This window comes from Pseudacidovorax sp. RU35E, assembly GCF_900156165.1.
Classification (GTDB): Bacteria; Pseudomonadota; Gammaproteobacteria; order Burkholderiales; family Burkholderiaceae_C; genus Xenophilus.
The window spans coordinates 80,536-93,571 of record NZ_FTMY01000004.1 but is presented as its reverse complement, the minus strand read 5'-3'; the positions used below and the strand labels follow the sequence as shown (position 1 = coordinate 93,571).

The following is a 13,036-nucleotide window of genomic DNA, read 5'->3' as shown; positions in this document are numbered from 1 at the left end:
CAGATGTCTCTCCAGTCCGAAGGGCAAAGCGCCCGTCGGTCGCCACCCTACCCGGCGAGCGCCTTTCGCAGATAGGCGGCCGTCGCGCTCTCCGACGCGCTGGCCGCGACCTGCGCGGGCGTGCCCTGCGCCACGATGCGGCCGCCTTCGGCACCCGCGCCGGGCCCCAGGTCGATCACCCAGTCGGCCGCCGCCACGACACGCATGTCGTGCTCGACGACCAGCACCGTGTTGCCCGCGTCCACGAGCGTCTGCAGCGGCGCCATCAGCCGCTCGACGTCCGCGGGGTGCAGGCCGGTCGTGGGTTCGTCCAGGATGTAGAGGGTGCCCCCGCGCGGCACGCGCTGCAGCTCGGTGGCCAGCTTGATGCGCTGGGCCTCGCCGCCCGACAGCTCGGTGGCCGGCTGGCCCAGGCGCAGGTAGTCCAGGCCGAGTTCGCCGAGCAGCTTGAGCGGCGCCGCGATGCGCGGCTGCGCTTCGAAATGCGCCCGGGCCTCCTCGACCGTGAGGTCGAGTACCTGCGCGATGTTCTTGCCATTCCAGGTGACGGTCAGCGTGTCGGCGTTGTAGCGCGCGCCGTGGCAGGTGGGGCATGGCGCATAGACGCTGGGCATGAACAGCAGCTCCACGCTCACCGATCCCTCGCCATCGCAGGTGTCGCAACGTCCTTTGGCGACGTTGAAGGAGAAGCGCCCCGCGTCGTAGCGACGCCGCCGTGCCGAGGCCGTGGAGGCGAAGAGCTGCCGGACGGCGTCGAAGAGCCCGGTGTAGGTCGCGAGGTTCGAGCGCGGCGTGCGGCCGATGGGCTTCTGGTCCACCTGCACGAGCCGGCGCACCGCCTCGGCACCGGCGCCAAGCCTGCCGGCCACGGGCGTCGCCCAGGCTTCGTCTTCGCCCTCCGGCAGCTGCTCGTCGGGCTCGGCGCTTCGGCCGAGCCGCTGGTGCAGCAATTCGGCAAGCGCCTGGGTGACGAGCGTGGATTTGCCCGAGCCGGATCGGCCGGTGACGGCGCACAGCACGCCGAGCGGAATGCGCACGTCGAGGTCGTTCAGGTTGTTGCGGCTGATGCCTTCGAGCGTCAGCCACTGGCTGGGCGAGCGGCCGCGACCGGCCGGAGGAAGCCCGTCCGCGCCCAGAAAGCGCGCGGTGACCGAGCGCTCGACGGCCGCAAGCCCCTCGGGCGGTCCGCTGTAGAGCACCTCGCCGCCGCGGCTGCCGGCCCCGGGCCCGACGTCGACGATCCAGTCGGCGCGCCGCATCGTCTCGACGTCGTGCTCCACCACGAACACCGAATTGCCGTTGCGCCGGAGTTGCGCCAGCGCATCCAGCAAGGCTTCGCCGTCGGCCGGGTGCAAGCCGGCGGATGGCTCGTCGAGCACATAGACCACGCCGAACAGGCTCGAGCGGATCTGCGCCCCGAGGCGCAGGCGCTGCAATTCGCCGGGCGAGAGCGTCGGCGTCGAGCGGTCCATGCTCAGGTAGCCCAGGCCGAGCCCGAGCAGGGTCTGGATGCGCTCGCGGATCTCCGTGGCGAGCCGCTGCGCGGCCAGGCGCTTCTCCTGCGAGCCCTCGGGTGTGCGCCGCACGTCGGGTGCCGCGGCATGGGACGCCTGGCCGATTGCAGACCGCGCAGCGCGCGCCTCGCGGGACTGCGCCGCGCCAAGCGTCTGCGAGGGGCGCGTCGTCGTCGTCGTCGCAGCCTGTCCTTGCGCCGCCGCGTCCAACAGTCCGTGCACGGCCGCCAGCGGCAAGGCGGTGACCTCGCCGATGTCGTGCCCTTCGAATGTCACCGACAGCGCCTCGGCCTTCAGACGCTTGCCCTGGCACGCCGGGCACATCCCGCCCACCATGAAGCGCGAGACGCGCCGCTTCATGAGCTCGCTCTGGCTGGTGGCGTAGGTGTGGAGCACGTAGCGGCGCGCGCTGGTGAAGGTGCCCTGGTAACTCGGCGCCAGCTTGCGGCGCAGCGCCTGGCGGGTCTCGGCCGGCGTGAAGCCGGCATAGACGGGCACCGTCGGCTGCTCGTCGGTGAACAGGATCCAGTCGCGGACCTTCTTCGGCAGCGCCTGCCAGGGCGTGTCGACGTCATGGCCGAGGGTGACCAGGATGTCGCGCAGGTTCTGGCCCTGCCACGCCGTTGGCCAGGCGGCCACGGCGCGCTCCCGGATCGTCAAGGAAGGGTCGGGCACCATCGACGCCTCGGTGACGTCGAAGACGCGGCCGAGACCGTGGCAGGTCGGGCAGGCACCCTGGGGGGTGTTGGGCGAGAAGTCCTCCGCATAGAGCATCGGCTGGTCGGCCGGGTAATGCCCTGCGCGGGAGAACAGCAGGCGCAGCAGACTCGACAGCGTGGTCAGGCTCCCGACCGTGGAGCGCGACCCTGGTGTGCCGCGCGACTGCTGCAGCGCCACGGCCGGCGGCAGGCCGTCGATCCGGTCGACCTCGGGCACGCCCACCTGGTCGATCAGGCGGCGGGCATAGGGCGCCACGGAGTCGAGGTAACGCCGCTGCGACTCGGCGAAGATCGTGCCGAACGCCAGCGACGACTTCCCCGAGCCGGAGATGCCCGTGAACACCACGAGGGCGTCGCGCGGAATTTCCACGTCGACGTCCCGCAGGTTGTGCTCGCGCGCGCCGCGCACGCGCACGAAGCGCTCGATGTCCGCGAGCTCTGGCGTGCTGGTGCGTGCGGACTTCCTGGACGCGCCCGCGGCTGCGCCCGGCGCTGGTCTGGCGGTGGATTTCTGGCTTGCAGGTCTTTTCATCTGCCCACTGTGCATGCGGGCCGCGGTGCCAGGGACGGAACATGCCGGCTCCTGCTATAGGAAATGGTGCGGGCTGCCGCGCTTATGCGCGCCCACAGCAAGCAAGCGCGAAAAACGTCGTTGGCGGCGCAGGCTGCGCCGCCTAGGCTTCGACGCTTCACCACCTGCACGGATGCGCCGCACGCCACCGCCTACGGGCCTCGCGCATTCGCGGCCGCGCCAACCCGCCTGCTTTCCCATGTCTTCAGACCGTCCCGACGCCGAGTCCCTGGCGCAACGCTTCCGCCCCCTCTTCCAACAGATCGCCGAGGCCGCGCCGCGTCGCGAGCACGAGCGCCGCCTGGCCCACGACGCCATCGATGCACTGCGCCAAGCCGGCTTCGGTGCGCTGCGTGTGCCACGCGAGCATGGCGGCCTGGGTGCCAGCCCCGAGCAGCTCTTCGATCTGCTGATCGAGCTGGGCACCGCGGACTCCAACCTCGTCCAGGCGCTGCGCGCGCATTTCGGCTTCGTCGAGCGTCTGCTGTCCGAGATCGACGAAGGCCATCGGGCCCCCTGGCTGCGCCGGGTGGCCGACGGCGCCATCTTCGGCAACGCCACCACCGAAGCCGGCGACGGGCAGCTCGGCCGGCTGCAGACCCGGCTGTTCCGCGAGAACGGCCGCTGGCTGCTGGAGGGCGAGAAGTTCTACAGCACAGGCACGCTGTATGCCGACTGGGTGGGCGTGACCGCACGCATCGACGGCCCCGACGCACGCGAAGGCTGGCGCACGCTGGCCCTGGTACGCACCGACACACCGGGCGTGGAACGCATCGACGACTGGCGCGGCTTCGGCCAGCGGCTCACGGCCTCGGGCACCACCCGGCTGCATCGCGTGCCGGTGCCGGACGACCAGGTGCTGCAGTTTCCGGCCCAGGGGGCCACCTCGCAGACGGCCGTCTTCCAGCTGGTGCACATCGCCACGCTGGCGGGCATCGCGCAGGCCATCGTGCGCGATGCCACCGCCTTCGTGCAGGCACGCAAGCGCAGCTTCAGCCATGGCAGTGCCGCCTCGCCGCGCGAGGATCCGCTGGTGCAGCAGGTGGTGGGCCAGTTGGCCAATGCGGCCTGGCTCGGCCGTCTCGCGGCTCGTGAGGTGGCGCGCGGCCTCGGCGATGTCGATCGGCTACGCCAGCAGGGCGCGCCGGTGCCCGAGTCGCTGCTCATCGACGTGGAGCTGCGGGCCAGCCATGCGCAGGTGGCCACCACCGAAGCGGTGCTCACTGCAGCGACACGCCTCTTCGACGTGGGCGGCGCCAGCGCGCTGAACGAGGACCTTCGGCTGGACCGCCACTGGCGCAACGCACGCACCCTGGCATCGCACAACCCGAGCATCTACAAGGCGCGCACCCTCGGCGACCATGCCCTCAACGGCAGCCGTCCCACCTTCTACTGGTCCGTCGGCACGGCGGCGGGCTGAGGCGGCGGATCGCGCAAAGCTGCTTTTCGGCGGGCGGCGCGCCGCCGCTGCGCCGCGCGCCCACACTGGCGCGCCATGAACAAACGCGATCTGTTGCGCACCCTGGGCAGCGCCGCGCTCCTGCCTGCGTCTGCACTGCTGCACGCGCAGACGCCCTTTCCGAGCCGGCCCGTCACCCTCGTCGTGCCCTATGCCGCCGGCGGCCCGACCGATGTGCATGCCCGCGTGATCGCCAACCGGCTCTCCGTCATCTGGGGGCAGCCCGTGCTGGTCGAGAACCGGGGCGGGGGCGGCACGCTGATCGGCACGCAATATGTGGCCAAGGCGCCGGCGGACGGGCACACGCTGCTGCTCACCGCCTATGCCTACACGTCGAACCCGATCCTGCGCAGCAGCATGCCCTACGCGGCGGACGCGCTGAAGCCGCTGGTGCAGATCGGCGCGAACGGCCTGATCCTGTTCGTCTCGGCGCGCTCGTCGATGAAGTCGCTGGCCGACGTGGTGGCGCTTGCGCGCTCGGGGCCGGACCGGCTGCGCCTGGCGTCGTCGGGCAATGCATCGAGTCCCCACATCGCGTTGGAGCTGTTCGCCAGGGCATTGAACACGCGCATCACGCACGTGGCCTACCGCGGTGCGGCACCGGCCAAGAGCGACGTCATCGCCGGCGTGGTGGACGGCATCTTCGACGGCACCTCGTCCATGCCGCTCGCCCGCGCAGGCCAGCTGCGGGCCATCGCCATCGCGGCACCGCAGCGCCATCCGGCCGCGCCCGACGTGCCCACCTTCCGCGAACAGGGCGTGGATCTGCTCTATGCCACCTGGTACGGCATGCTGCTGCCTTCGGGCGTGCCGGACGCACTGACGCTGAAGATCAACACCGACATCCGGCGCGCGCTAGACGATCCGGGCGTGCGCGCCGCGATTGCCGAAACGGGCCTGCAGCTGTCCCCCGGCACGCCGCAGCAGTTCGCCAGCTTCCTGGACGGGGAGTCGCGCAAGCTGCGCGCCCTGGTGGACAGCGGGGTGCGCATCGACGTGGAGTAGCCGGCAGCCGCCATGCGCGCCGCGGCTATCGACATGCGTTTTGATTCGTTGGCGGCGGGCGCGATGCGACGCACAGTGGCGACCCCGTGTTCGCACACTCTGCTCCTCACTGCTTCATGCCTTTCTCCCTTCGCCGCCGCACCGCCATTGCCGCGCTCTCGCTCATCTCCCTCGGGGCAATCGTGCCTGCCGCACATGCCCAGGACAAGGCAGCCATCAAGGTCGGCATCTCGGTCGGCAATGCCGAGAAGATCTTCGAGGTGGTCAAGAAGGTCGCGGCCCGCGACGGCCTCGACGTGCAGGTCGTGGTGTTCAGCGACTACCAGCTGCCCAACGCGGCATTGGCCGCCGGCGACCTCGACGCCAATGCCTTCCAGCACCAGCCCTTCCTCGACAACCAGATCAAGTCACGCGGCTACGACATCGTGCCCGTCGGCCTGACGATCACCGCGCCGCTGGGCTTCTACTCGCGCAAGATCAAGTCGGCGCAAGAGCTGCCCGAGGGCGCCTCGGTGGGCATCCAGAACGACCCCTCCAACGGCAACCGCGCGCTGCTGCTGCTGCAGTCGGCCGGCCTGCTCACGCTCAAGCCCGAGGCCGTGAAGAACAACACCGCCACACCGCTGGACGTGACGGCCAACCCCAAGAAGCTCAAGCTGGTGCCGCTGGACGCCGCGCAGTTGCCGCGCTCGCTGGACGACCTGACCATCGCGTCGATCAACAACGACTACGCCGAGAAGGCAGGCCTGTCCTTCGTGCGCGACGCGGTCATCAAGGAGTCGCCGAAGGGCCCCTATGCCAACCTGATCGCCGTGCGCCGCGCGGACAAGGACAAGCCCTGGGCGAAGAAGCTGGTCGCGGCCTACCAGTCGGCCGAGGTGCGGCAGTTCATCGAGAGCACCTTCAAGGGAGCACTGATCCCGGCGTTCTGACTGCCGACGATGGGCTTCAATGGAACGGACTCGGCCGCCGGCCCGATGCCGGCAGGAGGTTGGCGTTGAGCAGGCGGCCACGGAATTCCGTGCCGTTGAGGCCCGCCACGGCGGCCTCGGCGCCGGCCGCGTCGCGCATGTCCACATGGCCGTAGCCCAGCGGCTGGCCCGTGCGGGCATGGGTGGGCAAGGTGACGATGAGGACCTCGCCAAACTGTTCGAAGAGGGCGACAAGCTCGTCGCCCGTGACGTCGGGCGCAAGCCCGCCGATATAGACCTTGGTGGTCATCCGCATCCAGACCGTTCTCCGCTGCTGCGTGGGCAGCACCGGTGATGCGCGGCCCGAAAGATGCCGAGACTCTTGACGCGTGCCGATGATAGGTCCGGCCCTGTCAGCCGATGCGTGGGGCGGCGTAGGACGAAGTCGCCAGTGGGCCGCCCCTTCGTTCACCCCAGTCCCGAGGCCGCGGCCTCGAGTACCTTGATGGGCTTGGGGATGAGCTTGAGCGCGTAGAAGGTGTCGGCGATCTGCTGCTGCTCGGCCAGGATGGCGCGCGTGATGGGGCCGGTGCCGAACTGCACCCGCCCGAAGGTCGTGTCCACCACCGGCTTGGGCAGACCCCAGATGGCCGCCAGCTCGCCCGAGAAGGCATCGCGGTTGGCGGCGCCCCAGGCGTCGATGCGGGAGATCTCCTCGATCAGCACCTGGGTCACGTCGCGGTTCTTCTCGGCATAGGGCAGCGACGAGAAGTAGTAGGCGCGGTTGCCCACCACGCCCGTGGCGTCGGCCAGGATGCGGCCGCCCAGCGTCTTCTCGGCGGAAGCGAGGAAGGGGTCCCAGATCACCCAGGCGTCGATGGAGCCCTTCTCGAAGGCGGCGCGCGCATCGGCCGGCGGCAGGAAGACCGATTGCACGTCGCCATAGGCCAGGCCGTTCTTCTCGAGCAGCTTGACGAGGAAGTAATGGACGTTGCTGCCCTTGTTGTAGGCCACGCGTTTGCCCTTGAGGTCGGCCACGCTGCGGATGGGCGAATCCTTGGAGACCAGCACGGCCTCGGACGCGGGCCGTGGCACGGTGGCCGCCACATAGGCCAGCGGCGCACCGGCGGCCTGGGCAAAGATGGGCGGGGCCTCGCCCACATCGCCGAAGTCGATGGAGCCGACGTTGAGCGCCTCCAGCTGAACCGGGCCGGCCGTGAACTCGGTCCAGCTCACCTTGACGCCCAGCGGCGCCAGCCGCTGCTCCAGCGTGCCGCGGGCCTTGAGCAGGCTGAGGATGCCCTTCTGGTTGCCGATGCGCAGCGCGCGCTGCGGGCTGGGCGAAGGCGGGTGCGCCCGCGAGGGCCACGCTGCCGGCAGCAGCGGTGCCCACCTGGAGCAGACGACGACGGGAAAGTGGAAGCAGGGAAGTCATGGCGGAACAGGCGCTCGCAGCAAGGAAGGGAAGCGGATTCTTGGGTGCCGCGCCGCGCATGGGAAATGCGCAATCCGCAGCTGCTTATGCGGTCCCGCAGGGCCGCCGCGCCACGGCGCCCACCTGCACGATGCGGCGCCAGCAGCCGCTGCACTTGCTCGTTTTGCGCATGAGCACAGTCGTTTTCCGCCTTAGATGATTGCCTTGTTTGCAAGCAAGAACTTTGTCGTTCCTGCTTTGAAGGCGCGTCCCTAGAGTCCTGTCCATGGCCACCCCGCTGGTGGCGCCGACAACGACAGCCTTGCCATGACCGCCCACGCCCTCCTCGACGACGCGCACTCCCTTCTGCAGGACTTCGACATCCGCCCGCTGCCCGGCAGCTTTGCCGCCGAGGTGGTGGGCCTCGACCTTGGCCGGCCCCTGCTCGCCGACGACTTCGCGCGCCTGCATCGCGCCCACCTGGCGCATCCGGTGCTCGTCTTCCGCGACCAGCGCATCACGCCGGCCCAGCAGGTGGCCTTCAGCCGCCGCTTCGGGCCGCTGCAGATCCATGTGCAGAAGAAGTTCCAGCTCGCCGGCCATCCCGAGGTGCTGGTGGTCTCCAACATCAAGGAGAAGGGCGAGCCCATCGGCCTGGGCGACGCGGGCCATTACTGGCACTCGGACCTGTCGTACAAGGAAAAGCCCAGCCTGGGTTCGCTGCTGCATGCGCAGGTGCTGCCCGCCGAGGGCGGCGACACACTCTTCGCCGATCAGCATGCCGCCTGGGAGACGCTGCCCGAGGCACTGAAGGACCGCGTGTCCACGTTGAAGGCCGAGCACAGCTACCTGGCCAAGTACGAGGAGCTGCGTGCCCGCAGCCCCTGGCGCCCGGCCCTCACCGCCGCCCAGATCGAAGAGGTCAAGCCGGTGGTGCACCCGGTGGTACGCACCCATCCCGAGACGGGCCGCAAGGCGCTCTTCGTCAGCGAGCACTTCACGACCCGTCTCGTCGGCCTGCCCGAGGACGAGAGCCAGGCCCTGCTGGCAGAGCTGTTCGCCCACAGCACGCAGCCCGCGCTGCAGTACCGCCATCAATGGCAGCCGCACGACATGGTGTTCTGGGACAACCGCTCGGTCACGCACCTGGCGGCCGGCACGCCCGACCACCTGCCGCGCAAGCTCTACCGCACCACCATCGAGGGCGACCGGCCCTTCTGATCACCCCCGGCGGCCCAGCGGCCGCCTCCCTTGGGCGACAGGGACAGGAGGACGACCCCCGGTCGGGCTTCCGCAAAAGTCCCGCGCCCGCCACATCCTGGAGAGGAAGCCCATGAAACCCGTCACCCGCCGCCTGGCAGCCCTGCTCACCGCCGCCGGCCTGGCCACCGCCTCGCTGGCCGCCCATGCCGAAGGCCAGATCCGCATCGCCCAGCAGTTCGGCATCGTCTACCTGCTGCTGAACGTGGCACAGGAGCAGAAGCTCATCGAAAAGCACGCCAAGGCCGCCGGCATCGACGCCAAGGTCGAGTTCCTGCAGCTGTCGGGCGGCTCGGCCGTCAACGACGCGCTGCTGTCGGGCAGCATCGACATCGCGGGGGCCGGCGTCGGCCCGCTCTTCACGCTGTGGGACCGCACCAAGGGCCGCCAGAACGTCAAGGGCGTGGCCTCGCTGGGCAACTTTCCCTACTACCTGGTCACCAACAACCCGAACGTGAAGTCCATCGCCGACTTCACCGACAAGGACCGCATCGCGCTGCCGGCCGTCGGCGTGTCGGTGCAGTCGCGCGTGCTGCAGCTGGCCTCGGCCAAGCTGTGGGGCGACAAGGACTTCGCGCGGCTCGACAAGATCAGCATCGCGCTGCCGCACCCGGATGCGGCGGCCGCCATCATCAAGGGCGGCACCGAGATCACGGGCCACTTCGGCAACCCGCCCTTCCAGGAGCAGGAACTGGCCGGCAATCCCAATGCCCGCATCGTGCTCAATTCATATGACGTGCTGGGCGGCCCGTCGTCGGCAACGGTGCTCTACGCCACCGAAAAATTCCGCGCCGAGAACCCCAAGACCTACAAGGCTTTCGTCGACGCGCTGGACGAAGCGGCCCAGTTCATCCGCCGCCAGCCCGAGCAGGCGGCCGACATCTACCTGAAGGTGAGCGGCGCCAAGACCGACCGCGCGCTGCTGCTGAAGATCATCAAGAACCCCGAGGTGCAGTTCAAGACCGAGCCGCAGAACACGCTGGCCCTGGGCCAGTTCATGCACCGCGTGGGCGCCATCAAGAACCAGCCGCAGTCGGTGAAGGACTACTTCTTCGACGACGTGCTGAATGCGCAATCCAACTGACATGACCCTGCTCCATCGACGCGACATCCTCAAGGCGGGTGCCGCCGCCGCGCTGGGCCTAGGCACTGTGGCGGCCCGCGCGGAGGGCCGCATCCGCATCGCCCAGCAGTTCGGCATCGGCTACCTGCTGCTGGACGTGGTGCGCGACCGCAAGCTGATCGAGAAACAGGCCAAGGCGCTGGGCGTGCCGGTGGTCGAGGTGGAGTGGTCGTCGATCTCCGGCGCCACGGCCATGAACGAGGCGCTACTGGCCGGCTCGCTGGACATCGTCTCGGCCGGCGTGCCGCCCATGCTCACGATGTGGGACCGCACCCGTGGCCGCCAGAACGTGAAGGCGGTGGCCGCCCTCGGCGCGCTGCCCAACTACCTGCTGAGCAACAACCCGCAGGTGCGCACGCTGAAGGACCTGGGCGCCAGGGACCGCATCGCCGTGCCGGCGGCCGGCGTGGGTTTCCAGTCGCGCGTGCTGCAGATCGAGGCGGCGCGCCTCTTCGGCCGCGAGAACTTCAAGCGGCTGGACGACATTTCCGTGAGCCTGCCGCACCCGGATGCGACGGCCGCGCTCATCAAGGGCGGCTCGGAGATCAACACCCATTTCTCCAGCGCGCCCTTCTACTACCAGGCCCTGGCCGCCAACCCGGCGGTGCACAAGGTGATCAGCAGCTACGACATCCTGGGCGGGCCGGCCACCTTCAACGTGCTCTACACCACGCAGAAGTACCGCGACGAGAACCGCCTGGTCTACAAGGCCTTCTACAACGCACTGGTGGAGGCCGAGCAGTTCATCAAGGCCGACAAGGCCGCCGCGGCCGACATCTTCATCCGCGTGCAGAACTCGCGGCTCGACCCGGCCCTGGTGCGCCGCATCGTGCAGGACCCGGAGAACGACTTCACCGTCTCGCCCCAGCGCAGCCAGGTCTATGCCGACGAGCTGTTCAAGCTCGGCGTTCTGCGCAACCAGGCGGCCTCGTGGAAGGACTTCTTCTTCGAGGAAGCCTGGAGCCGGCCGGGCAGCTGAGCCCGCGCCGCATCGCTGCATTTCCCCATCGCTCCCACGACATTCCCCAAGCCATGACCGCTGCCACCGTCGCCCTGCGAGCCACGCCCGCCCCGGCCCGCGCCGCCGCGCCCAGTCAACGGCGCCAGCCCCACCCGCCCCTGGCCCACGCCGATGCCACCGATGTCGCCCTGCTGCAGGTGCAGGGCGTGAGCCTGGAATACCGCACGCCCGAGCATGTGGTGCGCGCCACGCACCAGGTCAGCTTCGATGTGCACCAGGCCGAGCGCTTCGTGCTGCTCGGGCCCTCGGGCTGCGGCAAGAGCACGCTGCTCAAGGCCATCGCCGGCTTCATTCCGCCGGCCGAAGGCGAGATCCACCTGGATGGCCGACGCATCCAGGGCCCGGGCCCGGACCGCATCGTCGTGTTCCAGGAATTCGACCAGCTGCCGCCGTGGAAGACGGTGAAGCAGAACGTGATGTTCCCGCTGCTGGCCTCGCGCACGCTGGGACGGCGCGAGGCCGAGGAGCGCGCCCTGCACTGGCTGGACCGGGTGGGCCTGGCCCGCTTCGCCGACGTGCATCCGCACCAGCTCTCGGGCGGCATGAAGCAGCGCGTGGCCATCGCCCGCGCGCTGGCCATGCAGCCGCGCGTGCTGCTGATGGACGAGCCTTTCGCCGCCCTGGACGCGCTCACGCGCCGCCGCATGCAGGAAGAGCTGCTCGCGCTGTGGGAAGAACTGCGCTTCACCCTGCTCTTCGTCACGCATTCCATCGAGGAGGCGCTGGTGGTGGGCAGCCGCATCGCGCTGCTGTCGCCGCACCCCGGGCGCATGCGGGCCGAGATCAACAGCCACGGCTTCGACCTGGCCAGCCAGGGCAGCCCCGAGTTCCAGGCCACGGCCCAGCGCATCCACCACCTGCTGTTCGACGCGCCGCCGCATGGCGCCGACGGAGACCATCCGCAATGAGTGCCCTCCTCCCCCCGCTGCCGCCCGTGCGGCCCGAGTACGAACTCGCACTCGAACCCTTCACCGCCAGCGCCGTCGAGCGGCCCCTGCCGTGGACCACGCGGCTGTGGCGTCAGGCCTGGCTGCGCAAGGGCCTGATCCTGTTGGCGCTGGCCCTGCTGTGGGAGCTGCTGGCACGCTGGCAGGACAACGACCTGCTGCTGCCCACGGCAAGCGCCACCGCCCGCGCGCTCTTCGAGGGGCTGGCCAGCGGCGAGCTGATCGCCAAGACCGCCATCTCGCTGGGCGTGCTGGTGCAGGGCTATGCGCTGGGCGTGGGCCTGGCCTTCCTGCTGACCTCGCTGGCGGTCTCCACCCAATTGGGCCGCGACCTGCTGGGCACGCTGACCTCGATGTTCAACCCGCTGCCGGCCATCGCCCTGCTGCCACTGGCGCTGCTGTGGTTCGGCCTGGGCCAGGGCAGCCTGATCTTCGTGCTGGTGCATTCGGTGCTGTGGCCGCTGGCGCTCAACACCTATGCCGGCTTCCAGGCCGTGCCCGAGACGCTGCGCATGGCGGGCCGCAACTACGGACTGGGCGGGCTGCGCTATGTGCTGCAGATCCTGGTGCCGGCGGCGCTGCCGGCCATCCTGTCGGGCCTCAAGATCGGCTGGGCCTTCGCCTGGCGCACGCTGATCGCGGCCGAGCTGGTGTTCGGCGCCAGCTCGGGCAAGGGTGGTCTGGGCTGGTACATCTTCCAGAACCGCAACGAGCTCTACACCGACCGCGTGTTCGCCGGTCTGGCGCTGGTGGTCATCATCGGGCTGCTGGTGGAAGGGCTGGGCTTCGCGACGCTTGAGCGGCTGACGGTGCGCAAGTGGGGCCAGCAGCGGTGAAGTGATGGCCACCCCCATGCCGCTTCGCGGCTCCCCCTCTCTTGCGCCTTCGGCTTGGAGGGGGCGCACCCGGAGGCCTGGCGAAGCCAGTTCCTCGGGTGTCCTGGCGTGGCCTGCTCCGCGGCCATTCGATCGTTGGCGTTGCGCCCTGGCCGGCGCATGGACCTGCGCGAAGCCAGCCCAGCCCTCTGTGAAGACCGCCTCGTCGACAAGGGTTAACCCTTATCTCTCAGCAAATAGATAGCTAGCTAACTAT

11 protein-coding genes are annotated in these 13,036 nt (G+C 69.7%); 8 read left to right on the top strand and 3 right to left on the bottom strand.

Annotation, left to right across the window (positions count from 1 at the left end; translation table 11 throughout):
- Window positions 1-47: 47 nt before the first annotated feature.
- On the bottom strand, window positions 48-2,765 hold the full coding sequence (locus BXA03_RS08175) for an excinuclease ABC subunit UvrA (RefSeq protein ID WP_083715998.1): 2,718 nt from the start codon (window positions 2,763-2,765) through the stop codon (window positions 48-50).
- 238 nt (window positions 2,766-3,003) lie between these two features.
- On the opposite strand from BXA03_RS08175, the gene BXA03_RS08170 reads away from it, so the two are divergent.
- From BXA03_RS08170 to BXA03_RS08160, 3 genes are all read left to right on the top strand, one after another.
- Window positions 3,004-4,224, top strand: coding sequence for an acyl-CoA dehydrogenase family protein (locus BXA03_RS08170; RefSeq protein ID WP_076505987.1), 1,221 nt, complete (start codon window positions 3,004-3,006; stop codon window positions 4,222-4,224).
- A gap of 75 nt (window positions 4,225-4,299) precedes the next feature.
- Complete coding sequence (locus BXA03_RS08165; protein ID WP_076505984.1) at window positions 4,300-5,268, top strand: tripartite tricarboxylate transporter substrate binding protein; 969 nt, start codon at window positions 4,300-4,302, stop codon at window positions 5,266-5,268.
- Between the two features lie 116 nt (window positions 5,269-5,384).
- Complete coding sequence (locus BXA03_RS08160; RefSeq protein WP_076505982.1) at window positions 5,385-6,200, top strand: MetQ/NlpA family ABC transporter substrate-binding protein; 816 nt, start codon at window positions 5,385-5,387, stop codon at window positions 6,198-6,200.
- Between the two features lie 16 nt (window positions 6,201-6,216).
- On the opposite strand, the gene BXA03_RS08155 is transcribed toward BXA03_RS08160, so the two are convergent.
- Entirely contained in the window at window positions 6,217-6,489 is a 273-nt protein-coding gene (locus BXA03_RS08155; protein WP_076505979.1) for an RNA recognition motif domain-containing protein, read from the bottom strand.
- A gap of 158 nt (window positions 6,490-6,647) precedes the next feature.
- Complete coding sequence (locus BXA03_RS08150) at window positions 6,648-7,448, bottom strand: sulfonate ABC transporter substrate-binding protein (RefSeq protein WP_369822406.1); 801 nt, start codon at window positions 7,446-7,448, stop codon at window positions 6,648-6,650.
- A 472-nt stretch (window positions 7,449-7,920) separates the two neighbouring features.
- Here BXA03_RS08150 and BXA03_RS08145 point away from each other — a divergent pair, with 472 nt between their 5' ends.
- The 5 genes from BXA03_RS08145 (at window position 7,921) to BXA03_RS08125 (ending at window position 12,780) form a co-directional block, all read left to right on the top strand.
- Window positions 7,921-8,814: a TauD/TfdA dioxygenase family protein gene (locus BXA03_RS08145; protein WP_076505976.1), complete on the top strand. Its 894-nt coding sequence runs from the start codon at window positions 7,921-7,923 to the stop codon at window positions 8,812-8,814.
- 112 nt (window positions 8,815-8,926) lie between these two features.
- On the top strand, window positions 8,927-9,937 hold the full coding sequence (locus BXA03_RS08140) for an ABC transporter substrate-binding protein (protein ID WP_076505974.1): 1,011 nt from the start codon (window positions 8,927-8,929) through the stop codon (window positions 9,935-9,937).
- Between the two features lies 1 nt (window position 9,938).
- Window positions 9,939-10,955, top strand: coding sequence for an ABC transporter substrate-binding protein (locus BXA03_RS08135; protein WP_076505971.1), 1,017 nt, complete (start codon window positions 9,939-9,941; stop codon window positions 10,953-10,955).
- Between the two features lie 53 nt (window positions 10,956-11,008).
- Window positions 11,009-11,905, top strand: a complete 897-nt coding sequence (locus BXA03_RS08130) for an ABC transporter ATP-binding protein (protein ID WP_083715953.1) — start codon at window positions 11,009-11,011, stop codon at window positions 11,903-11,905.
- Window positions 11,902-12,780, top strand: a complete 879-nt coding sequence (locus BXA03_RS08125; RefSeq protein WP_076505968.1) for an ABC transporter permease — start codon at window positions 11,902-11,904, stop codon at window positions 12,778-12,780. Before BXA03_RS08130 ends, BXA03_RS08125 begins: the two co-directional genes overlap by 4 nt.
- The last annotated feature ends 256 nt before the right edge of the window (window positions 12,781-13,036 follow it).